A 22,131-nucleotide genomic window follows, 5' to 3' on the forward strand; every position below is an offset into this window, starting at 1 on the left:
GAATAACATTCTTGGTTATATACCCTTCCTTTTAACTCAATGCTTTATATGAACCGTATTAGAAAAATAGTTTTTCATCCAGTCGTATAATTTATCTGCCGACACATCGTCCAATAGAGATTGCTCAAACTGCTCTGCAGGGTCTTGCGCTTTGAAGGTAAATTGATAACTAACGATATCAGGCTGCTGATCATGCAATATAAGAATGATGCGTTTGCCGCTTCTTAAACAATCAATAGTCATTACATCAGCGGAGATGCCGCTTTCGCGCATTTTCTGACTTACGCCAACAACAGGGTCAATTTCTTTAAAATCTTGCTTAATACGTGTATGAGCATCAGTGGCATTATCACATAACTGTTTTAGGTGCTTACTAGTCAAGAATATTCCCTATAATAAAAAACCGATCTTAATTAGTTGTTACTTTAAAAGTCTAAACCAGTGATCATATTTCTAGCAACAATAATGGTAGATAAGGTTATGACTACCATGACGGTACTAATGACCCCTGTTTTGTTTGATTTTAACCAACCAAGCACTCCTATCGACAGCACAAATAGAAGAAAAGCAGAGGTTGCTGCGGATGTACTAAAGTTTCGTATTTTTCCAATTTGAACAAGTGCATCATCAGAAAAATGTTCAATACCCACCAGCCGCAAACTAATAGAGACATCAACATATAAAGCAATTAAAAATAGCAAGGTAGTAACGATAAACAACAGATAATTAACAGTAGCAACCAAGCGTTGATCTTTGCCACGAATAATTTGTACAGCGATAGACAAAGAAAAGCCCGCCATTAAACTACTAATATACGCAACTTGCCCGGACCTAAGTTCAAGAATTTCATTGATCATAATGAGGTATCTTTAAAAAGTTCAGTTACAGGGTATAACGTTTGGGTTCACATAAGATCTAACTCGCTAATAAAAAGAGCACTCTTATGTAATTCATAACAAGTAAACCAATGTAAAGGCGTACTTTTACACCTTAAATGTTGTCACTAAGCTTTGCAAAGCCTCTGCTTGTTTCGACATCTCTTCACCAGCTTGGACTGTTTCGCTAGCACCAACAGAAGTTTGCTGAGCAACATTACTAATTTGATGTACATTTTGGCTAATATCTCTTGTAACACTCGCCTGCTCTTCCGATGCAACTGCAATTTGACTCACCATATCTTGGATTCTCTGTACTGAACTCGCGATATGGTTGAGAGACTCTCCTGAGGTATGTGCCTGCTCTAATGTGTCTTGTGATTTTTGCTGGCTTTGCTGCATAACACTTACAGCCTCATTAGAACTATTTTGCAATGTATCAATAATGCTATTAATGCTGGCTATAGACTCCTGAGTCTTAGAAGCCAAAGAGCGAACTTCATCAGCAACAACAGCAAAACCTCGGCCCTGATCACCTGCACGAGCCGCTTCAATAGCAGCATTTAATGCTAATAAATTGGTTTGCTCTGCTATACCTGAAATCACTTCAGAGATAGACCCTATCGACTGGCTTTTTTCCTGTACAGAGACAATAACTTTCGATGCCTGATTAATTTCTCCAGAGAGCTGTTCTATTGTCGCTATAGTTCTTTGAACATTGCCCTGCCCTTTGATCGTAATCTCACTAGACTCTTCAGTTAAGAGTGCGCAATTAGCTGCATTTTCAGCAACTTCGCTCACTGTTGCTGTCATTTCTTCGACGGCAGTTGCTACTAGCTCAGTTTGTTCATATTGAGCTTGAACATTATTATTTGTTTGCTCTGCAATGGATGCTGTTTCTGTGGAAGTACTCGCTAAGGCCTGAGAAAGCATATGAATATCATTTACTAAACCCTGTAGTTTTGTATTCATATTAATCATAGAGAGATAAAGCCCGTGTGCTTTTTCGCTGTTATTAAAATCTGTTGTTAAATCCCCATTAGCGATACGATCTGCTAACAATGCCATATCTTTTGGCTCACCACCTAAGGGCTTAGTGACAGAGCGGCTAATCGTATAAGCTAATAGACAGCCAAGTACCATAGTTAATAGCAAACTAATGAGCAGCACTAGCTCGAGTGTATCGACCGCATCGACTAGTTTTACCTCATCAGCCTTGAGTAGCGTCTTCTGAGATTGACTCATCTTTAAGAGTATTTCCTTAATTCTTTTAGCTTTCGGAGCGGCTTTCGTTCCTAGCCAAGCATTAGCCTTATTCCATTCAGAACTAGCGCGTGAGGCAAACATTTCATCAACAAATGGACGAAACTCAGCGCGTTGTTTTTTATACTCATTCCAATGACTCTTTTGATTAAGTGCGAACAATATGCTGCTTGCCTTTAATTTTTTAAATTGTGTTTCGTTTTTATCCCAAAGCGCTAAAAATTTTGCTTTGAACGCTTCATCACCAGACAACAAATAAGCTCGAATATTGGCAAGACCTAGCGCAAAAGATGCCCGGCTATCCGCCAGTGTTTTGAAGAGTTTTTTACGCTCGTAGCTGGAAGTATTATCCATCTCTTTTTCTATTAGAGCAGTTAAAGCAGCAACAGTTTTGGAAGCTCTTGGAGCAGCTTTTGTTAGCAATATATCAAATGATGGGATATTGGCACTGGTATGAGCAAGGCTTTCTATTTCTTGTTGGGATATTCGAAACTCACCAATCAATAGCTTCATTTCATTAAGCTTGCGGATATTATCTGGTACTGTCCATTGTTGAGAGAAAGTATTCAATTCACTCAAAGCAGCATCTAACTCCTGCCAACCTAAAGCGCGCTCTTTCTTAAATATATTCGCTTTAACAGGATCATTACCCAAAATAAGGTAGCCTCTTAAGCCAGACAAGGTTTGGCTAATAGCCCCTGATAAGCGCTCACCTGCCTCAACAGTAGGGTATCTTACATCTAGTAATAACTTTTGCTTTTCTAAGGTTTTTTCTAACTGGTTAAAAACTAACAAAGAACTTAAAACTGATATGGCTATTAGCGACCCAAAACCCAAAAAAAGTTTTGCTTTTATTGACATTTTTGAAAAAAAAGACATTCGTGCAGCTCCATAAAACTTAAATTCCAGCTAACACTTATAAACTGAACTTATATTTCACTTAGTCTGGTATAGAATTGACCAAAGTCAATTTTAAGTTATAGGTAAATTTCATATATAAGAAACGAGTAGGTATGGCATCATAAGTTTAATAATTGATAGCCTAGCTACCCTATCTCCTTAAGCTAAATTTCTCTGCATAATAACTACTCTAAATGTAAGTTTTGCAGCTGCTGTAATAACCATTGCCCCGCTTTACCTAGCGCACGGTTTTCAGTCCATACCAAGTCAATACCTTGCAGAATATCAGCTTGTTGGTAAACCAAATCAAGCACTACCAACTCTCCTGATTGCAGTTTTTCATCGACTACCGCCTCATGTATGAACGCCCAACCGATGTTGGCAACTAGGAGTTCTAAAATGACGAATGGGCTTTCTGACAGCCATACTTGCGGACTTACTGTGTAACGTTCATGCGTTTGGTTGTCTGGATCCAAACTACGCCCGACAATTTGCCGATACTGTCTAAGGTCAGCATGCGTTACCTGTTTCTTTTGTGCTAACGCAAAGCTGGGGGCTGATACAGGGATTACACGCGAATATCCTATTCCCCGAAAACTAAAACCCTGCGGATAATATTCTTGTTCAATCATTAAACCTATATCAGCCCGATTGCTGCGTACCAACTCAGCTACATCACCACTGCCAGGGTCAAGTAATTCCAATGTAATATAGGGGAACGTCTCAGAGAAACGCTCTAACACTGTTACCACAACGGGTGATGCTACATTTTGCTCGATAGCAATACACAATGACGTTTCATCACTGTTACTCAACGAGGCTGCATGAGCATTAAACTCATGGTGGCTATGCAAAACGCTTCTTGCTGAGTTAAGTAGCACTTGGCCCGCGTCTGTGAGTACGGGACTGCGGCTACTTCTATCAAAAAGCTCGACGTTAGCATCAATTTCCAGGTTATTAATAGCAGTACTCACTGCAGACTGCACCTTGCCAAGCTGGCGAGCTGCGCCAGAGAATGAACCTACCTCAGCGGCAACAACAAAACACGTTAACTGCTCAATACTTGGCATATAACCCACTCCTTTTTATGGCGCACGAAAGCACAAACTAAAAAACGCGTATCCAAAACCATCTATCTAAATAATAGATACTTACTAACTACAAAGCATCAATAATATCTTTAATATTGCGATCAGTTAAATACACGCAAAGTAAAGCTCAGGAGAACAACATGTCATTGCAGGTGTCAGAAAAAGCAACAGCAAATATCGTTACTCGTAGTAGTCTCGACAGACTACGTTATATCCTGTTGTTTGAAGCTATTTTGGTCGCCAGCTCAACGGTTATTATCTCTTTCATTCTTGAACGCAATTTACTGGAAGTCAGTTATCTTGCACTCGTTCTCAGTGCTATCGCCATGGCTACCAATCTCTTCTACAACTATGCTTATGACTACATAGATGTTTCTTTTGGGCGTATTCCAACAGAGCGTTCAGTAAAACATAGGATTTATCATGCGGTGGGGTTTGAGCTTATTTTGCTCCTTTTCACCCTACCATTAATCATCTGGTGGTTAGAGTTAAGCTTAGTAAATGCACTGTTATTAGATATCGGCATGATGGCAGCTGTCGTAATTTACACATTTTTATTTGGACTAGGGTACGATCGAGCATTCCCGATTAAGCAACCTGAACCACTAATAATAAGTGCTGCTTAAAAATAGGCTATTAAAGCAACAACTCTCTAGAGCCCTTATATATCGGGCTCTAGAAGAGATGTGCATATGTAATGCATAGACTTATCCACAGCTTGCGTGCATAACTATTTTTCTGTTTTTTCTTGCTTTTCTTAACTGCGTGACAATATGCCACATTCCTAGCCTCGTAAAAGCTCATTAGTATGCCCTCCCAAAAATGATCCATTCGTTTATGAGGGCAGCAACTTTGAACATCCAACAACTCATCGGCATGATAGTACTCATTCCTCCTGTCAGTTTATCTGCAAGTGAGCTGTTACCAACATCAGATATCGAGTATGTATCGATAGGTACCATTTCAGTCATTAACGGTACCTCTGATCAACGAGCAACTATCGGCGGAACACCGCTGAAGCAATCTCCCTTAAACGCGCATGTCGTTACCAGAGAAGAGATTGAACGCCTCAAGTTTGTTGACCCCGATGAATTTTTAGACCGAATCCCAGGTGAAACACAAGTACGTAACTTACGCATACCTAATGGTGGCAAAAGTTACACCATTCCCATGCTCGACGGTATTCCACTAGAAAGCCCTTACGAGGGAGCCACCCAACGACTAGACCGCGTCAATACATCAGATATTGAGCGTGTTGAAGTCATCAAAGGTCCCTCATCGGCACTCTATGGCAATAATGCCTTTGGTGGTGTCGTTAATGTCATTAGTAGAGAAGCACCCAATGAGCCTGAAGGTAAAGTATGGGCAGAAAGCGGCAGCTTCTCTCGACAACGTTTTGGCGTAAACGCAGGCGGGCGGGTAGACAAACTTGGATATTTTATTGATGCCAATATAAGAAGAACAGACGGACAGCGCGATGATGCTAAAAATGATCGAGAGCAAGCCAGTATAAAACTACTTTATGATGTAAATGACGCGCTCCGCTTTACCGTAAGAGCTGAACACTTAAGCGAAGACACCGTCGTACGGGGAGATTTAACCCGCGCACAGCTTGCCGATAACCCAAACCAGGCAGGAGGATTGAATTCTGCTACAGACTACACACAAGATTATATTTCGCTTAAAGCTGAACAAGATTTTGAAAGTGGATCCTTAGATGGCTCAGTAGTGTGGCGTGAAAAATCTACTATAGGACTATCTCGTTTTAGCGGTCCTAAAGATGAGGATGACTCAGCCATTAGCTCCAAGATCATGTACCGGCATAACTTTGCAGAAGATAACGCCATTATCGGTTTTGAAAGCTATAAGGGTGAACAATTCACCAAAGCCTATGGTCGCGCAGATACATCACTGTCGGGGCCGTACACAACATTTGATAATGAGTTAGCATTGTATGCATGGTTTGCTCAATACCAAGCTTATCTCACAGAAAACCTGATACTCACAAGCGGTGTTCGTTACGAAGACGTTACTCTTCAATCCAGCCTTTATGAGGATGACGCTAACTTTTCTGATATCTCACCTAAATTTGGCCTGACGTATGATTTACCCGCAGGAAAAATGCTGTGGTTAAACATTTCAAAAGGCTTTTATGCTCCAGGTTTAAAAAGTCTCTTTAACATTGATTCGGGCAACCCTGATCTCAAACCTGAAGACGCCACCAACATTGAAGTTGGTCTACGTGGCAGTAGTGGCGACTTCAATTATGATTTTGCGGTGTATCACACAAGAATTAAAAACTATTTAGTGACACAAACCTTTGGCGAAGTCGGTAGCGAGTACTTAAGCACCACCAATGCCGGCCAAGTCACAGTCAAAGGTATTGAATCTGTTATTGAATACGCCCCTTATAAGACCAACTGGCGTGTAGGCCTTACACATACTTATGCACTCAATACGTACTATAGCTTTATCAGCTCAAAAGGAGACTTTTCGGGTAATGATATGCACCGCTCACCTAAACATCACTTTAACGCGCGGCTTGCATGGCAACCTATTGGGCATCTAGTAGTGGAGTTTGAGGGTGACTTCTATAGCACTTACTTTAGTGACGATGCCAATACACCGGCAGGAAAGTTCAAACGAGATGAGCGTTTTAACATCAGGATGACATACGACAAAAAGAACTGGTCTTTTTGGGCAAACGCGTTAAACCTCACTGACACACGTGAAGACAGGGCCACTTACAGCCGTGGACAGTTGAAGTTTCGTACTGCCGATGGCCGTGCTTTTTATACCGGCGTTTCTTATAAATTTTAAGTGGTCACCACATGATGACTAATATAATCGCCAAAGAGAGCTTTTTATGTTCAAACAACAAGATTTAAATCGCTGGTTTTGGCGGTGGCATATTATTGCTGGGCTTATTACCTTGCCAATAGTCCTTTTACTCTGCCTTACGGGTGTCATTTACCTTTTCAAAGAGGACTATAATAATTGGGCATACCAACAGGCACGGACCATTGTTCCTACAGCTAACCAACGCCAAAGCGGATACGTAAGCTTCGATAAGCAATTAGAAGCAGCCAGCCAGCATGCTGGCCGCCCTATTATGCAAATAACCTTACCCTCTTCAGAGAAAGAGGCAGCCAGCTTTCGTATTCAAGCCAAGGGACACACACGACAGCTCGTCTACGTAAACCCTTACACGGGCGAAGTAAGCGGAGAGTTCATCCAACATGACAGCCTGATGTACACCATCAGAAAACTACACGGTGAGCTATTACTACACACCCCTGGCACCTTAGTCGTGGAGCTAGTTGCTAGTTGGTTTATCATCTTATTAATCACTGGAATTTATATGTGGTGGCCATTAAAAAAATGGTCAGCAGCAGGCTTGTTTAGCATTCGCACGCAAAAGGGTCAACGTATCTTATGGCGAGATATTCACGCGGTTGGCGGATTTTGGTTATCCCTCTTTATGCTCGTTATCATCGCGGGTGGTATGCCATGGACTGATATATTTGGCGGCAACCTAAAGCAGATCCAAGCGGCCACTGATACGGGGTTTCCTACTACATGGCGCAAAGCCCCTAACGTGTTATCCACAGTACAAGACAAGGCACTGCCACTAGAGAAAATAATCAATATTGCACAAAGCCAAGACCTTGCAGGAAAATTAACACTGTCGATGCCCAAAGAAACCACAGGCACCTTTAAACTTGCCAATCGCAGTTTTTGGTTACAAGACCAGCAGGTTATTTATCTTGATCAGTTTTCAGGAGAAGTACTCAAACGCCATAGCTGGAAAGAGGTTGGCATTCTCATGGACTTGCGCCAGGTCGCCATGCGCCTACATCAAGGAGAGTACGGCAGAATCAGCTGGTATAGCGTACTCATTGTTAGCTTACTGTTCACACTCAGCTCAATAGCCGGATTAATAAGCTACCTTAAACGAAAGCCCAGCAACGGCTGGGGATTTCCTACCGTACCCGCACAATTTAACGTAGGCAAAGCTCTACTGGGTATTATCTTAGCCCTTGCCATACTGTTTCCTGTTTTTGGTATAAGTCTGGTAGCCATTGTGCTGGTAAGTCAGTTAAAACCTCTCTTAGAGAGATACAAAGCACGCATTAAGTACATTCGTGCAATTAATGACAGCCATTAGAATAAAGTGATTAAGAAATACTAATCCGTGAAGCCCACGCTACTCCACACTGTATAACAATTGTGATGTATGTTTCATCGTTATACGTGTGTCTAAACGTATTTCAATAAGCGCCATTGTCCCTGCCAATTAGGTTCCATTGCAGGGATATCATCACACTGTTTATTTTGTGATCGGAGGGCTCTGCTTGGTTCAGGTGTAACTTTTTCGCAATCACCTGCCATCGTTGGTTTAGGCGAGTGTGATAAGGTAAACGCACTCTTTATCAAGGAGCTAACACTGAAAGCCATGACGATTTCCTCTTTAAAAACTAATAGGTTTCGATGTAAGAAAATGGTATTTCAGTCACATTCAGGCTGCTTGATGATTCCCTTTAGATCTCCTTGTGTTTTTCTTTATTCTTCGTAAAACCTGTCATACTGATGAAAACATCGGTGGATGTTAGGGGGAAAACTGAAATGCAATACAAATTTTCAGATTGCTGGTTGGATACCGATACACGTGAATTCACCCGAAACGGGCTACCCAACAGCCTTGAGCCACAAGTGTTTGACCTCCTTGTTCTCCTCTTGGAAAACCATAGCCGCATTATCAGTCGGGAGGAATTGATCCACACTATATGGTCGCGAAGAATAGTCTCCGATTCGGCAATTGATGCACGAATAAGTGCTGTTCGTTCTGCTGTCGGGGATAGTGGGGCCAGACAAGCAATTATAAAAACAGTGCCGCGCAAGGGGTTCCGTTTCATTGTTGAACCCGCAGCCTGCAAAAACAAGAGCAAACCTGACACTAAGACACACTCCCCCGCTGTCGCAATCAAAGAGACAAGGAACGCACAACGGATTCGATATTGCTTATCCCGAGATAAAACTCGAATAGGCTACGCCACCACAGGTAATGGAACACCTCTTGTCAGGACTGGACACTGGTTAACACATCTAGAGCATGACTGGCATAGCCCGATCTGGCGCCCCTTCTTAAATACTCTGGGAGAATCATTTAGCGTTACACGTTATGACCAGAGAGGAAACGGTTTGTCCGATTGGCAGCTTCGCGAATTTTCACTGGAAAGGTGTGTCGAGGATCTGGAAGCTGTCGTAGAGGCTTCCTGCTTGGAACGGTTTGTCTTGTACGGAACTTCTCAAGGAGCCCCTGTTTCTGTCGCATATGCTGCCCGTCACCCAGAACAGGTCAGTCATCTCATTCTACAAGGAGGCTTTGTACAAGGCAGAATGGTTCGCCCCTCTATAGAGGAAGCCGCTCAGGGTGAGGCAATACTCACATTAATCAAGCATGGTTGGGGAAAGCCTGGAGGGGCGTTTATAAAAGGGTTTTCATCTTTTTTCATTCCTGACTCAACAAAAGAGCAGATCGATTCACTGGTAGATTTACAACAGAAAACCACCACCGCAGAAAATGCGGTGACCATCAGAAGTGCGATTGATCATTTTGACATTTCTGCTCTGCTCAACCAAGTTTCAGTGCCAACTTTGGTCATTCACGCCCGTAATGATTCGGTACAACCTCTGGAGCAAGGTCAATCCATTGCCGCCGGCATTAAGGATGCGCAGTTCGTCATGTTGGAGAGTTCAAATCACGTGATTTTGGAACAAGAACCTGCTTGGCAAGTCCTGTTCAGCGAGATGAAAAATTTCACTCACAATGAATGAGACGGGTGCCATAAAAACTTCAGGTTTAGGTAATTGATTTCCAGATTACTGCAGCGGACCTAATGACCACGATTGGCAAGTTTAAGTATTCAAGAGTAGAGGGGTTACTGAAAATCCTAATTATCATCGTTGGTATCATGTTCAGAGTTTCCATTATCGCTCTCATTCGTGTGAGATTGTAAGCAAGCACATGAAGGTTAAGTTACTTTGTTAACAGTTTGGCAAGGATCAGAGTTCCTGACTCTAGCGGACTCCCTTTACGATAGACGATCGATAACTGAACATATGCCGGGCCATGGCTAACCGGCGTCATAACAAGGGACTTCTCATACCGACTACCTACCACCATATTCTTGCCAATAATGGTGTAGCCTAAACCTGCAGAAATACAACCTAAAACACCATCGGCACTACTCATTACCATTAGCTCATCTGTGTTTCGACCAGCTTCCTGTTGCCAGGCAAGCGCGTGCTTCCTGTAACCACAGCCTTCCTCTCGAACAAACAGTACAGGATCATAGTCACTCTCCAGAGGCGTCACCATAACCAACTCTTCTTGCACAATGGGGATAACCACAAGGTTTTCATGCTTAGGGGCATTGCCTAAAGCAGCGCAATCGACTTTATTGTTCAGCACAGCAAACACGAGCCTGTCACTGGTATCAGTATAAATTTTGGTTCGAATCTCAGAATGGTTCTGCTTGAGTTTTTTTAGCGCTAAGGGCATATGAACGGCGGCAAATGTTTCTGGCATACCCACTCTTAACTCATAACGGTCCTTATTTTGCGAAATGGCAGAGGTAGCTTGATATTCCAACTGTAAGATCTGATTAGCATATTCACAAAGCTGTTGGCCACTTGGCGTTATCTGTAGCTTTCTTCCAACCAATTTAAACAGTTTGGTATCTAATTCCCTTTCCAGCTTTTGAATTCGGTTAGTAACGTTGGATTGGACCGTATGCAGCTTATCAGCGGCCCCTTTAATACCACCTTCATCCACAACAGCTTGAAAGGTCTTGAGCATTAGAATTTCCATAAGATTCTCTTAATCAGAATATTAAGTTCTAAATAATTCAATTTTTAAGATTATCAGAAGAGAGTAATGTTTGTGAATGATCTTTCAATAATAAGGTAATTAGCATGTTAACGGAGCTAACAAAAAGCCGTGTCTACTTTGCAGGTATTTGTAGTTTAATCGTGACCGTTGGTGTGGCACGTTTCTCCTATAGCCTCTTACTACCAATAATGCAGGATAATACGGGCCTTACCGAGTCCGGCGGAGGCTGGTTGGCTACCACTAACTTTATGGGCTACATGTTAGGAGTCCTACTTGCTGCCAGCCTGCACAACCTAAACCATAAATACAACTTACACCGGGTTTATCTTATTTTAAGTGTTGTAACCTCAGCAGCCATGGTGGTGACTACCGATATGATTACCTGGGCTGTGTTGCGATTTATTGCAGGGGTCTGTGCCTCAGGAGGCCTTATTATTGCCTCGGGTCTGATATTAAAATGGCTAGTTAAAAATAATCACCGTGCAGAATTAGGTATTCACTTCACTGGTGCAGGGCTGAGTATTATTGTTACATCCTTGCTGGTAGAAATAATGCTAGCAATGTCAGCCGACTGGCAGCAACAGTGGCTCGCTTTAGCCGTTTTGGCTGCAATAGTCGCCATTCCAGCATGGTTATGGATGCCACACCCTTCTACAGAAGGCCAAGCGGGAGTTACGGCTAAAGATACACCTCCAAGTAAAGCCTTCACATCGATGATGATGTTAGCCTATTTTTGTGCAGGTTATGGTTATGTTGTTAGCTCCACCTTTATTGTGGATATTGTTGAAGGTATTAAAGGCTTACAAGGACAAGGAGGTTTTGCTTTTATATTGGTTGGATTAGCAGCATCTCCAGCAGCATTGGTGTGGGACAGAATTGCAAGAAACGTCGGCTACCTCAAAGCGTTATTAGCCGCCTATACCTTACAGGCGATAGGGATTGTTCTACCGGCAATTAATGATACTTTACCTGTAGTTATATTAAGTGCGCTGCTGTTTGGTGGGACGTTTATCGCCTGTGTTAGCCTAGTACTAACCATGGCGGGTAAGTTTTTCCCAAGTAATCCGGCTAAGTTCATGGGAACAATGACCTTAGCTTATGGTTGCGCACAAATCATTGCCCCCGTATGTACCGGGTATCTTGCCGAAGCTTTTGGAAACTATGATCTTGGGCTCTACCTCTCTGCTGCTGTCATGATGATTGGCACGCTATTTTTGCTTGGCCTATTACGTATTGAAAAAAACGCCGAGAAACAGAAAAACCTCAGAACACGGACAAACATCAGCGCTCACTAATGTATAGTATCAGTTCCATAAAGGGCCAATAGTCTACAAGCCCTTTCATCCGGCTTTGGTCGGTCATACAATCGAGTAAATGGACAAATAAGAGGCCGCCGGTGATCATCCGTAATAAGGACAAAATCAACTCACCCGATACAATCAAACTAAATTTTGAAGCGCTGGGCTATATCTGTAGTGACGCTATTGCCACTTCGGTTTACTTGGCTTGTCATCTGCAAAAACCTATTTTGGTTGAAGGCCCTCCGGGTGTGGGTAAAACTGAGCTCGCCAAGAAAGCATCTGAACTATTATCCTCGCCACTTATTCGCATGCAATGCTATGAAGGGCTGGATGAAGCTAAGGCGCTTTACGAATGGAAGTACGGCAAACAGCTGCTCTATACACAGCTATTAAAAGACCAGCTAGGCGATGTAATGCGCGGCGCCAAAGGCCTTGATGAGTCGGTTTCTCGGCTGCATCAATTTGGCGATATATTCTATTCCGATGAATTTCTTGAACCTCGTCCGCTTCTGCAAGCCTTAAGATCAGAAGATGGCGCTGTACTTCTAATTGATGAGATTGATAAAGCAGATCAAGAGTTCGAAGCGTTTCTCTTAGAACTCCTTTCTGATTATCAAATATCGATTCCTGAACTGGGAACGGTTAAAGCAAAGTCCAAACCCATCGTATTTTTAACCAGTAACAATACCCGGGAACTGGGCGATGCGTTAAAGCGGCGCTGCTTGCACCTGTATATCCCTTTCCCTTCAAAAGCCATTGAACAGAAGATCATTACAGCCCAAGTCCCTGAACTGAATGACAAGCTTAAACAACAGTTAGTCGCTTTTATTGGCGAGTTACGGGAAATGGCGCTAAAAAAAGTGCCTGCGGTGAGTGAGACCATTGATTGGGCCCGTGCTCTTTTACTCCTAAATGTTGAAAACTTGGATCATGAATGGATAAAAACTACTCTCAATCTACTGCTTAAGTTCCAAGACGACATAGAAGCCGTCGAGCCTGAGATTGATAACCTTTTAAAAGCAGCCACTAAGGAAAACTAATCGACCTAAAAAATCGATAATTATCATGCAAAAAGTACTGGGCGACTTTATTCACGCATTGCGACATGCCGGATTACCGATTTCATCAGCGGAAACGTTAGATGCACTAAGAGCGGCTCAATTGGTAGGGATAGACAATGCCCCACTACTCAAGCACTCGCTTGGTATGACGTTAACCAAACGCTTGGAGCATCGCCTTACCTATGAGCAAATATTTGATCAGTACTTTACTAGCTATGATCAACTTAAAGAAGGCTATCAAGAAGCGCCTCCACAAGACGCCACAGAAGGCTTAGAAAAGAACGCTCAAGCAGAAGCAAAGAGCCCTAAGCAAGCACCGTTGAACGAACCCGTAACCAACCTGAATTCACCTTTGGCACAACAATTAATGAACGGTGACATGTCTGCTATGCAAGTCATGATTAGCAGTGCGGCAACGGCTTCTGGTGCTCAGGACATTTCATTTATTACCCAAGTACCCATGGTGACATATCGGGTTATGCAGGCCTTGGGCGATACTGAGTTTCAGCAAGAACTGGTTAGACTAGCCAGCAGTGATGAGAGCAGTGCTACTGTACAACTATTACGCCAGCGAAGGTCACAACTGCAGCAACAAGTGCGAGATTACGTTGAGCAGCAATATTTGATATTTAATCAAAATGAGCCCAATAAACTACGAGAAAGTAACCTTCAAAAAGTTAACCTAACCAGCATCGACCACCGTAACTACAAGCTTATGGGTGAACTCGTTCGTAAAGCAGCTAAACGACTTGCCAGTATGCACAGCCGCAGACGACGAATTACCAAGCGCGGCCTATTGGATGTTAGACGAACGATTGCTACAAACGCTGCTTATGATGGATTTTTGTTTCACACAAAATGGAAATCGACTCGGGTAGACCGTCCTAAAGTCATGGTGGTGTGTGATGTCAGCGGCTCAGTAAGTGAGGTTGCTAGATTTTTGCTGCTGTTTTTATATTGCTTACAAGATGTATTACCCAAGGTTCGCTCTTTTGTATTTTCATCTGATATGGCCGAAGTCACCCAACTTTTCGAGCACAAGGGTATGGATCTAGCCTTAGCAGAAGTCATGCAAAAATGGGCCAACCTACCCAGTGACTATGGCAAAGCGCTAACAGACTTCGAACAAATAGCGCTTGCTGATATCGATAGCCGCACAACAGTCATCATGCTCGGGGATGCCAGAAACAATAATGAAGACGGCAATATTTCTGTTTGGGAAGAGGTGTATCGTCGCAGCCAGCGAGTCATATGGCTAAATCCCGAAGGCGAGTTCAGTTGGGATAGCGCTGACTCCATTATGAGTAAGTACGCTCCCTTTTGCTCACATGTTGAAACCTGTAACTCACTACAAGACCTCAATAGAATTTTGGGGTCTGTATTAAAACGAGCAAACTAATACCCCTATCCCAAATAGAGTTAAATCAACCTAGATCATTATGATGTCGAGATAGAACCTTCAGCTGTTACCCAGGCAGAAAAACCACCATGCATATGTACAACATTGCTTAAACCCATTTCAATAGCCGCTTTACCGGCAAGCGCAGACCTCAATCCACCGCCACAAAATAAGACAAACTTAAGATCTTGTTGAAAAATATTTTTTGCATACGGGCTTTGCGGATCAATCCAAAATTCCAACATGCCTCTAGGACAATGATAGGCACCAGGAATCCTCCCTTCTCGCTTCAGCTCCCTAATATCCCTCAAATCAACAAACTGCACGCCCTCTTCTTGGTAAAGTGACAGAGCCTCAGAAATAGAGACTTCCTCAACGATCTTATTAGCTTCTTCAACTAACTGATAAATACCTTTTTTAATGATGAGTGGCATTTAGCCTCCTTTAATTATGATGCTGAATTGATGCTAAGCACCGCTGAAGAGCGCTTAAGCAATATTGAAGCACACACTAATAAGACTGTGCCTACCCCTAATATGGCCAATGTAATGCTTAAGCCTTCGCTAAAGCTTCCGCTTTTTTGCGCTAGCACGCCCACCAGAGCAGGCGCAATAACCTGAGCCATTCCATAACTAAAAGTTAAATGACTCATTGGTTTTGATGGATTACTTGGATATAGCCGCCCCATCATGGACAACGTCATACTGACAATACCAATGAAGCTAAAGCCGTATAGAACAGCGCTGCTATAAACAGTCCACTGAGACTGCTCAATTAGTAACAAAGCAACACTCGCAGCATTCACAAGGTAAGCCAGCAGCAGCGCTGACCACAAACCAGCTTTACGTGCGTAAAGATCCCATAACCAACATCCCGGTGCAGCGGCAATACCGACCCATAACCAAACAGCCCAACCTTGACCTTCCAACCCTGACAACATCTCTACTATCGCAACCAAGAAAGTTGCTGTTACAACATAACCAAACCCTGCGCAAAAATAAGCAGACTGCAAAATCACGAAAAATAAACGGGAGGGTTTAGTTTGAATATTAACCGAACCAGTAGTCTTAACTAGATGACCAAAACTCGGAAACCAAAACAGCACAGGGATAATCAACACGCTCGCTAACAACCCATAAATTAACCATTGCTGATCCCATGAAAAGGAGGTTTTAATCATCTCTGCAGTCACGGCAGTCAGTACAATGCCAATACCTAAGCTGGAGAAAAATATACCCAACTCAGGCTTAGCCTTATTTTCACGCAACCAGTGCATCAATAATCCACCACCCAATAACACGCCCCCCGCGGCACTTAAACCCGACAAGAAACGCATCAGATACCAGATCTCTTCATTCACAGTCACTGCCATACCTAACGTCGTAATGGCGGCAACGAATAAACTACATTTATAGAGTGCAACTTTAAAACTAATACAATGTAAAAATGAGACAATCAACGCGCCACACAGATAACCCGCATAGTTAGCCGCTGCTAAAAAACCTGCAACTGACTCAGTCAACCCAATACCATCAACCATTTCCGGCAACATCGGCGTATAGGAAAATCGTGCAATTCCTACCGTGATAACACCACCGATAACACAAGCACTTTGAACCCTAACTTGTTCTGTAATGACCATAAAAGATGACTCAAAAAGATGATGACCTTGAGGTTATCTGACAATCATCCGCATTTCTCTATACACTATGACAATATGTATAGATAAAGCGTCAAATCAAGAAATAAACAAGCCAATGAAAGAAAACAAACTATCTCTACTGGAAATGGAATCTTTACCGCGTGAAGTTTTCGTTCGCCAGCAATATATACCGGCTCAACATTTTTTCCCTGCTCATACCCATAACTGGCACCAACTACTGTATGCCACTTCTGGAGTATTAACCGTTGATGTTGTTAATGAGCGCCTATTTATATCTCCAGAAAAAGCGGTATGGCTTCCTATGGGGTGTGAGCACAGCGTATCAACGGCCTTCGGGGCAGAGTTAAAGAGCCTTTATATCGACGCCAGTTATCAACAGCTAGACACAAAGAAAAGTCTCGTTTTAGAAATATCAGCATTGCTTAAATCGTTAGTTATTGAAGCCTCTTCTTTCGAAATAAACTACTCTACAACAGGTTACGAGCAACAAGTGATCTCTTTAATTTTGAGCTCGCTTCCACGTTTAGCACAAGACAAAACTCATCTTCCTTGGCCAACATCCACTGAGTTATATCATTTATGTACACAGCTTTATAATCACCCAGAAGGGAGGTATTCGACTGCTATATTGGCTAAAGAGCTAAACGTTTCTAAACGGACATTGGAAAGGCGGTTCATTAAAGAAACCGGAAAATCATTACAAGCATGGTGCCTGCGTTTACGATTTTTAAAAGCGATCGAGCTACTTAATACAAACCAGAGTATTACCCGTATTGCTTTAGAGTTGGGCTATAGCTCGCCCTCCCCCTTTATTTATATGTTCCGTGCTCAAAGCGGCGTTAGTCCTGGGCAGTATCTTGCTGAGTCTCAAAGAAACAGCACCAATTCACTAAAGAGCAACTAAACAAAACTAATAGAAAAGCACCATAGCAATTTTTTGTAGACAATGCTCCGCTATCTAGTTGCTGCTTTAACCCGCAGGATCAAGCTAGATCCTGCTTACATGTATAACTAGGATTTGCGTTTATCTTCTAAATTCCCGACATTGGAATAAAGTTATCCAACGCTTTAATACGCTCAAACCAATTCAAAATAGAGGTATAAGAAGAGAGGTCTATTCCACCTTCATGTGCTAAAGCAACGTATGGGAAAACAGCAATATCAGCAATAGTCGGGCGCCCTAGGGCTAACCAATCATGTTGAGAAAGATGCGCTTCTAATAAAGGCAAAATACCATCATTAACTGCCAACGCTTGCGGCTTATTAAGTGGAGCAGAGAATTTATCGACTAAACGCGCAGCACCGGGGCCATTTTGGATCTCATTGGCAGCCGTAGACAACCACTGCATTACGTCACCCTGCTGAGCAGCACCCTCTGGCCACCATGCATGACCGCCATACTGGCGAGCTAAATAAACAAGAATCGCCTGTGAGTCACGTAATACAACCTCACCATCGACCAACACAGGGACTTGTCCCCACGGATTAAGATCAATAACCGGAGAGCGCTTATGCGCCCCCTCTAAAAAATCGACGGCTTCAAGCTCCAAATCTTTTTGCATTAACGAGGCAAGCAATCGAATTTTATAACAGTTACCTGAAGGTTCTAAATCGTAAAGTTTCATGCCTAATTGTCCTTTTATTAATATGAAAGTTATTAGTGTGAAATAGCTTGAATCAGTTGATTAAATTCGAGCACGTTACCGTCTGGATCACGAAAGAAAAGCGCGACACGACGCGAACCAATGGGATGAATATCTTCCGTAATAGTAATGCCTTCCTCCAAGAGCCAATCCCGCAGCCTATACAAGTCATCCACAACAAATGCAGGGTGAGTCAAGCCAGGATATTTAATCGGCATATCTAGCAATGCATTACGAGATTGAGGTTGCCTGGCGGCATTAAAAATTAAGTTAATCCTCACGCCATCACCCGCCACCATCTCATTGGCCTCATATGCGGCAAAGTAAGCGGTCTCTACAAACCCGAGCCGTGCATAAAACGCCGTAGCTTGTTGCCGGTCACTAACGCGAATACCTACATGATCAAATGCGCGAATCATCTCAGGCATTGGCGACACAGGTTGGATGCTTTTCATCATTTACTCCTGATAGAAAGAGACAACAGTATCTTTTATTCATCAGTTGCAATAAATACCCATATACTGATAAGTTCTTTGCATAAAATGCACAAATGAGCCGACCATGGATAAACTCAAAGCGATGGCGACCTTTGTAGAAATCGTCGATAGAGGAAGCCTTTCTGCTGCCGCTGAAGCGATTAATCGCTCTCCTGCCTCTGTGGTCCGAGCACTCGCTGATTTAGAAAACCACTTAAGTGTGCGTTTACTTAACCGTAGCACCCGACGTATATCCCTCACTGATGAAGGACGAGATTACCTTTTGCGCTGTCGGCGTATTCTGGCGGATATCAACGACGCAGAATTTTTGCTGGATGCTCGCCGTGGAGCACCAGAGGGTAAGTTATCAATCACGGCCCCAATGATGTTTGGCCGTTTGCATATTGTCCCTTTGCTAAACCGATACTTAAGTGAGCACCCCGGCCTGCGCGTTGAACTCACCTTGATTGACCGTATTGTTGATATTATTGATGAGGGTTTTGATCTGGCCATACGTATAGGGCATCTTGCTGACTCATCTCTTATCTCAATGCCTTTAGGGCTCAACCGCCATATCATTTGCGCCAGCCCCTCGCTAGTAAAAACAATGGGAAAACCAAGCACGCCTGAAGAATTACGCCATTGGCCTCTCGTTGTTTTTAATCCGCAAAGTAGCCAATGGACGTTTAATAACGGCCAAACACTCAACACCTATGACATGCATACCGTCATATCTTCCAACCAAGTTGATAGCACTCTTTCCTCCGCCATCAGCGGCTTAGGGGCTACGCGCTTACTCCACTACCAAGTAGATGAAGCGTTAAGCAAAGGCCAGCTAATCCGTCTGCTCCCTGAGTATGAAAAAACATCTATTCCTATACAGTTTGTTTACCCGCATAACCGCTTACTCTCGATCAGAGTGAGAGCTTTTTTAGACTGGGCAGCACCGCAATTAAGAGATGTTTTAGGCAGATAAAATTATGAGTGCCTTTTAATAACGAGGATATTCGCAGTAAGACGTACCTTATGGCGATATATAAATAACAGCCAGAGGTACTTATTTCCCACTATTAGCGTAAACCTCTCGATTTATACCGGCTAACCCCTTAGATTGTCTGCTTCTTTAGATTTCTAATATGCCAATAAAGCGGATGAACTTTTAACATGAGCGCTCAACACAAGCCGATGCTACTGGCGATGATACTACTGGGGATGAGCTTAATTCCCGTAGGCGACTCAGCCGGAAAACTGCTCACAGAAATGGATGTCTCTCCGGTGTTTGTTGCTTGGAGCCGTCTGTTAGTAGGCTTTTTGTTTATTCTTCCCTTTAGTGGGTTAGTACGCGCCGAGATAAAGCAGCTCTATGACTGGCGTATGCTGCTACGTGCAGCGCTCTTTACCAGCGCCATATTTTGTATGATATCAGCACTTAAAACGGAGCCTATTGCCAACGTCTTTGGTATCTTTTTTATCGGGCCCATTGTTGCCTATTTTTTAGCCGCCGCCGTGCTTAAAGAACGGATAACATTACTGCGCTCTGTACTATTATTTATTGGCTTTGCTGGTGTGCTACTCGTTGTAAAACCCGGTGTTGGTATAACCACAGGTATGCTGCTCGCCCTCATTGCGGGGGGGTGTTATGGCTGCATGTTGGTAGCTAACCGCTGGCTTGCTGGCTTCTTTAGGCCACGCTTGATTTTACTATCAACATTATTGGCCGGAAGCATCGCATTAACACCCGCCGGTATTGAGTCCATCCCCCAAACAATCGATAGCCGTATTATTTGGCTAGTGCTGGTCTCTTCTATTGCCTCGGCCCTGGGTAACCTCATTATTATTGAAGCTAACCGCCGCTTAGATGCCAACATTGTAGCGCCGTTCGTATATTCCCAGCTGGTCGCCGCCGCTCTTTTAGGCGTTTTCCTCTTTAATGAATGGCCAGATGCATACAGCCTCATAGGCTTGGCAATCATTTTCACATCTGGCATCTTGTCGTTTGTGCTTTCAAATAGAAAAACAAAAATAGCACTGAAATAAACAGACTAAAAAGGGATTATTATGGAAACACGACAACTGGATTTTTACTTCGACTACCTGTCTCCGTATGCCTATTTTAGCTGGCGCTGGGTGCAACCTCTGTGCGAAAAATATGGCCTCACGTTAAATGCGCACCCCGTTGTATTTGGAAAGCTACTAGATCACTGGGGGCAACTAGGGCCTGCAGAAGTACCGCCTAAAAAAACAGCGCTCTATAAATACTGCTACCGCTACGCACAGCTCAATGGTTTTGATTTTGATCCACCCCGCAACCATCCATACAATCCATTACCAGCATTACGCTTATCACTGCCTACTGTTGCCGGAGATGCCCAGCACCAGGTTATTAGTGCTATCTTTGAGGCAGGGTGGTCTCGCGGAATCGACCTAGCCTCTGAAGAAGACCTTGCCAAGGTACTAGACTCACTCGGTTTGAATAGCACAAAAATGCTAAGCACGATCAAAACTGAAGATATAAAAACCCAGCTGCAACAAGAAACCACACAAGCGATTGCACGAGGTGTTTTTGGAGTACCCACCTTCATCGTGGACGACGAGCTTTTCTGGGGAAATGATCAACAAGAACATTTAGAAATCTATCTACAAGGCAACGATCCTCTCAACCCAGCAAAGGTTGAAGAGATGCTAGCGCGACATCGCAGCATTGACCGTAAAACGTTTATGGAACGAGGTAAAGTAAAGTAGACCAATACAGCATATCTGAAATGTAGACAGGTTAGATTTATGAAGGAAGAGAGCCTGATTTTTCTTACAGATTTATACTACTAATTTAAAAGTAATTTCTATACAGAACAAGAATAAAGGTGCGGTGTTATATTTATTTAGACTTTATTAGAGTGCGCAATAGCTGCCTCTAAGATTTCATTAGAACAATCGAGTATATCCGAAGGGCTATGTGGAGCATCTGGTGATACGGCTGCTGCAGCTACAGCTTCAGGCTTAAAACGCGCAACACCATCTGCCAAGCGTTTCTTTTGAAAAAGATAATAATCACTATCTTTTTCAACTCCTCCGTATTTAACTAAAACTTGTAAAATTTGGTTTTGCCAATCTTTATCAGACGGAATATGTTTCCAGTTTTTAACGTCAATTATTGGCAATACTTGTGACTCAAATATTTGCATAACAAAGGTTGCACAAGTCAAACCAGCAAATTGACTCTCTGTATGGAATTTCCCAGTCTTAGTGAAGCTAGTTCCTTTATGGCAAATGCTATAAGCGATTCCCTTCGGGTTCTCCTCAGCTACCATTGCACAGAATGTCGCCATATGCATTTTATTGTCTGCATCTAATGGAACATCCAACCAAAGATATTTATCTTCAGGATCTGACTCTAGAGCATGATAATGAAAAGGCTGATGTAAAAATTTTGTATCACCAGTTGCAGAAGTATAATAAATTCCAATGTGCTGCTGTTTTCTTGACCGATCAGGCCTTCCAATAGCAATACAAAAAAGATCTATGTCCTGTGGGTCAGAGTCAAAACAAGAATAAAAATCCATTAAA

22 protein-coding genes are annotated in these 22,131 nt (G+C 42.9%); 11 read left to right on the plus strand and 11 right to left on the minus strand.

Translation table 11 applies throughout. The features are described 5' to 3' along the window. Positions 1-36: 36 nt before the first annotated feature. The 4 genes from G511_RS0105125 to G511_RS0105140 form a co-directional block, all read right to left on the minus strand. Complete coding sequence (locus G511_RS0105125; protein ID WP_028468681.1) at positions 37-381, minus strand: hypothetical protein; 345 nt, start codon at positions 379-381, stop codon at positions 37-39. A 44-nt stretch (positions 382-425) separates the two neighbouring features. Then, positions 426-857 (minus strand): hypothetical protein, encoded by a 432-nt coding sequence (locus tag G511_RS0105130; RefSeq protein WP_051221583.1) that lies wholly within the window; start codon positions 855-857, stop codon positions 426-428. Between the two features lie 126 nt (positions 858-983). Beyond that, positions 984-3,017, minus strand: coding sequence for a methyl-accepting chemotaxis protein (locus tag G511_RS0105135; RefSeq protein ID WP_028468683.1), 2,034 nt, complete (start codon positions 3,015-3,017; stop codon positions 984-986). 206 nt (positions 3,018-3,223) lie between these two features. After that, a complete protein-coding gene (locus G511_RS0105140; RefSeq protein ID WP_036551294.1) occupies positions 3,224-4,108 on the minus strand; it encodes a LysR family transcriptional regulator in 885 nt (294 codons plus the stop codon). Positions 4,109-4,269: 161 nt separating this feature from the next. Here G511_RS0105140 and G511_RS0105145 point away from each other — a divergent pair, with 161 nt between their 5' ends. The 3 genes from G511_RS0105145 (at position 4,270) to G511_RS0105155 (ending at position 8,297) form a co-directional block, all read left to right on the plus strand. Continuing rightward, positions 4,270-4,755, plus strand: coding sequence for a PACE efflux transporter (locus G511_RS0105145; protein WP_051221586.1), 486 nt, complete (start codon positions 4,270-4,272; stop codon positions 4,753-4,755). A 226-nt stretch (positions 4,756-4,981) separates the two neighbouring features. After that, positions 4,982-6,949 carry a TonB-dependent receptor family protein gene (locus G511_RS0105150; protein ID WP_169565713.1) on the plus strand — a complete coding sequence of 656 codons (1,968 nt, stop codon included), beginning with the start codon at positions 4,982-4,984 and terminating at the stop codon, positions 6,947-6,949. 46 nt (positions 6,950-6,995) lie between these two features. Next, the gene (locus G511_RS0105155) at positions 6,996-8,297 is read left to right on the plus strand and encodes a PepSY-associated TM helix domain-containing protein (RefSeq protein WP_028468687.1); all 1,302 of its coding nucleotides are present in this window, start codon (positions 6,996-6,998) and stop codon (positions 8,295-8,297) included. A 92-nt stretch (positions 8,298-8,389) separates the two neighbouring features. On the opposite strand, the gene G511_RS0105160 is transcribed toward G511_RS0105155, so the two are convergent. Continuing rightward, positions 8,390-8,587: a hypothetical protein gene (locus tag G511_RS0105160; protein ID WP_028468688.1), complete on the minus strand. Its 198-nt coding sequence runs from the start codon at positions 8,585-8,587 to the stop codon at positions 8,390-8,392. A 132-nt stretch (positions 8,588-8,719) separates the two neighbouring features. Between G511_RS0105160 and G511_RS0105165 the strand changes: the two genes are divergently transcribed. Further along, on the plus strand, positions 8,720-9,967 hold the full coding sequence (locus G511_RS0105165; protein ID WP_084629017.1) for an alpha/beta hydrolase: 1,248 nt from the start codon (positions 8,720-8,722) through the stop codon (positions 9,965-9,967). Positions 9,968-10,169: 202 nt separating this feature from the next. On the opposite strand, the gene G511_RS0105170 is transcribed toward G511_RS0105165, so the two are convergent. Further along, the gene (locus G511_RS0105170; protein ID WP_245573817.1) at positions 10,170-10,991 is read right to left on the minus strand and encodes a LysR family transcriptional regulator; all 822 of its coding nucleotides are present in this window, start codon (positions 10,989-10,991) and stop codon (positions 10,170-10,172) included. Positions 10,992-11,107: 116 nt separating this feature from the next. Here G511_RS0105170 and G511_RS21865 point away from each other — a divergent pair, with 116 nt between their 5' ends. The 3 genes from G511_RS21865 (at position 11,108) to G511_RS0105185 (ending at position 14,785) form a co-directional block, all read left to right on the plus strand. Then, positions 11,108-12,319 carry a YbfB/YjiJ family MFS transporter gene (locus G511_RS21865; protein ID WP_036551300.1) on the plus strand — a complete coding sequence of 404 codons (1,212 nt, stop codon included), beginning with the start codon at positions 11,108-11,110 and terminating at the stop codon, positions 12,317-12,319. 101 nt (positions 12,320-12,420) lie between these two features. Further along, the gene (locus G511_RS0105180) at positions 12,421-13,365 is read left to right on the plus strand and encodes an AAA family ATPase (protein WP_028468691.1); all 945 of its coding nucleotides are present in this window, start codon (positions 12,421-12,423) and stop codon (positions 13,363-13,365) included. 25 nt (positions 13,366-13,390) lie between these two features. Further along, positions 13,391-14,785: a vWA domain-containing protein gene (locus G511_RS0105185; protein WP_036551302.1), complete on the plus strand. Its 1,395-nt coding sequence runs from the start codon at positions 13,391-13,393 to the stop codon at positions 14,783-14,785. Positions 14,786-14,823: 38 nt separating this feature from the next. Here the strand turns inward: G511_RS0105185 and G511_RS0105190 are convergent, their stop codons facing one another. Together G511_RS0105190 and G511_RS0105195 are read right to left on the minus strand one after the other, a co-directional pair. Beyond that, positions 14,824-15,219, minus strand: a complete 396-nt coding sequence (locus tag G511_RS0105190) for a rhodanese-like domain-containing protein (RefSeq protein WP_028468693.1) — start codon at positions 15,217-15,219, stop codon at positions 14,824-14,826. A gap of 14 nt (positions 15,220-15,233) precedes the next feature. Then, the gene (locus tag G511_RS0105195; RefSeq protein WP_028468694.1) at positions 15,234-16,427 is read right to left on the minus strand and encodes a YbfB/YjiJ family MFS transporter; all 1,194 of its coding nucleotides are present in this window, start codon (positions 16,425-16,427) and stop codon (positions 15,234-15,236) included. A 115-nt stretch (positions 16,428-16,542) separates the two neighbouring features. Here G511_RS0105195 and G511_RS21870 point away from each other — a divergent pair, with 115 nt between their 5' ends. Next, complete coding sequence (locus tag G511_RS21870) at positions 16,543-17,352, plus strand: AraC family transcriptional regulator (protein ID WP_036551304.1); 810 nt, start codon at positions 16,543-16,545, stop codon at positions 17,350-17,352. A gap of 127 nt (positions 17,353-17,479) precedes the next feature. Here G511_RS21870 and G511_RS0105205 read toward each other — a convergent pair whose 3' ends face one another. Both G511_RS0105205 and G511_RS0105210 read right to left on the minus strand, forming a co-directional pair. After that, the gene (locus G511_RS0105205) at positions 17,480-18,073 is read right to left on the minus strand and encodes a glutathione S-transferase family protein (protein WP_028468695.1); all 594 of its coding nucleotides are present in this window, start codon (positions 18,071-18,073) and stop codon (positions 17,480-17,482) included. A 32-nt stretch (positions 18,074-18,105) separates the two neighbouring features. Continuing rightward, positions 18,106-18,549, minus strand: coding sequence for a VOC family protein (locus tag G511_RS0105210; protein ID WP_084629018.1), 444 nt, complete (start codon positions 18,547-18,549; stop codon positions 18,106-18,108). Positions 18,550-18,652: 103 nt separating this feature from the next. Here G511_RS0105210 and G511_RS0105215 point away from each other — a divergent pair, with 103 nt between their 5' ends. The 3 genes from G511_RS0105215 (at position 18,653) to G511_RS21875 (ending at position 21,309) form a co-directional block, all read left to right on the plus strand. Beyond that, a complete protein-coding gene (locus G511_RS0105215; RefSeq protein WP_028468697.1) occupies positions 18,653-19,543 on the plus strand; it encodes a LysR family transcriptional regulator in 891 nt (296 codons plus the stop codon). Positions 19,544-19,731: 188 nt separating this feature from the next. Then, positions 19,732-20,604 carry a DMT family transporter gene (locus G511_RS0105220; protein WP_028468698.1) on the plus strand — a complete coding sequence of 291 codons (873 nt, stop codon included), beginning with the start codon at positions 19,732-19,734 and terminating at the stop codon, positions 20,602-20,604. A gap of 21 nt (positions 20,605-20,625) precedes the next feature. Then, positions 20,626-21,309 (plus strand): 2-hydroxychromene-2-carboxylate isomerase, encoded by a 684-nt coding sequence (locus tag G511_RS21875; RefSeq protein WP_051221590.1) that lies wholly within the window; start codon positions 20,626-20,628, stop codon positions 21,307-21,309. Positions 21,310-21,446: 137 nt separating this feature from the next. Here the strand turns inward: G511_RS21875 and G511_RS0105230 are convergent, their stop codons facing one another. Further along, on the minus strand, positions 21,447-22,127 hold the full coding sequence (locus G511_RS0105230) for a hypothetical protein (RefSeq protein WP_028468699.1): 681 nt from the start codon (positions 22,125-22,127) through the stop codon (positions 21,447-21,449). Between the last annotated feature and the right edge of the window lie 4 nt (positions 22,128-22,131).

The sequence above is a fragment of the Neptunomonas japonica DSM 18939 genome (assembly GCF_000422765.1).
GTDB classification, from domain to species: Bacteria; Pseudomonadota; Gammaproteobacteria; order Pseudomonadales; family Balneatricaceae; genus Neptunomonas; species Neptunomonas japonica.

Bases quoted from the DNA above. Each gene is read 5' to 3' on its own strand.
- G511_RS0105130 (WP_051221583.1), bottom strand. From the start codon at position 857: ATGATCAATGAAATTCTTGAACTTAGGTCCGGGCAAGTTGCGTATATT.
- G511_RS0105135 (WP_028468683.1), bottom strand. From the start codon at position 3,017: ATGTCTTTTTTTTCAAAAATGTCAATAAAAGCAAAACTTTTTTTGGGT.
- G511_RS0105140 (WP_036551294.1), bottom strand. From the start codon at position 4,108: ATGCCAAGTATTGAGCAGTTAACGTGTTTTGTTGTTGCCGCTGAGGTA.
- G511_RS0105145 (WP_051221586.1), top strand. From the start codon at position 4,270: ATGTCATTGCAGGTGTCAGAAAAAGCAACAGCAAATATCGTTACTCGT.
- G511_RS0105155 (WP_028468687.1), top strand. From the start codon at position 6,996: ATGTTCAAACAACAAGATTTAAATCGCTGGTTTTGGCGGTGGCATATT.
- G511_RS0105160 (WP_028468688.1), bottom strand. From the start codon at position 8,587: ATGGCTTTCAGTGTTAGCTCCTTGATAAAGAGTGCGTTTACCTTATCA.
- G511_RS0105165 (WP_084629017.1), top strand. From the start codon at position 8,720: ATGAAAACATCGGTGGATGTTAGGGGGAAAACTGAAATGCAATACAAA.
- G511_RS0105170 (WP_245573817.1), bottom strand. From the start codon at position 10,991: ATGCTCAAGACCTTTCAAGCTGTTGTGGATGAAGGTGGTATTAAAGGG.
- G511_RS21865 (WP_036551300.1), top strand. From the start codon at position 11,108: ATGTTAACGGAGCTAACAAAAAGCCGTGTCTACTTTGCAGGTATTTGT.
- G511_RS0105185 (WP_036551302.1), top strand. From the start codon at position 13,391: ATGCAAAAAGTACTGGGCGACTTTATTCACGCATTGCGACATGCCGGA.
- G511_RS0105190 (WP_028468693.1), bottom strand. From the start codon at position 15,219: ATGCCACTCATCATTAAAAAAGGTATTTATCAGTTAGTTGAAGAAGCT.
- G511_RS0105195 (WP_028468694.1), bottom strand. From the start codon at position 16,427: ATGGTCATTACAGAACAAGTTAGGGTTCAAAGTGCTTGTGTTATCGGT.
- G511_RS21870 (WP_036551304.1), top strand. From the start codon at position 16,543: ATGAAAGAAAACAAACTATCTCTACTGGAAATGGAATCTTTACCGCGT.
- G511_RS0105205 (WP_028468695.1), bottom strand. From the start codon at position 18,073: ATGAAACTTTACGATTTAGAACCTTCAGGTAACTGTTATAAAATTCGA.
- G511_RS0105210 (WP_084629018.1), bottom strand. From the start codon at position 18,549: ATGATGAAAAGCATCCAACCTGTGTCGCCAATGCCTGAGATGATTCGC.
- G511_RS0105215 (WP_028468697.1), top strand. From the start codon at position 18,653: ATGGATAAACTCAAAGCGATGGCGACCTTTGTAGAAATCGTCGATAGA.
- G511_RS0105220 (WP_028468698.1), top strand. From the start codon at position 19,732: ATGAGCGCTCAACACAAGCCGATGCTACTGGCGATGATACTACTGGGG.
- G511_RS21875 (WP_051221590.1), top strand. From the start codon at position 20,626: ATGGAAACACGACAACTGGATTTTTACTTCGACTACCTGTCTCCGTAT.
- G511_RS0105230 (WP_028468699.1), bottom strand. From the start codon at position 22,127: ATGGATTTTTATTCTTGTTTTGACTCTGACCCACAGGACATAGATCTT.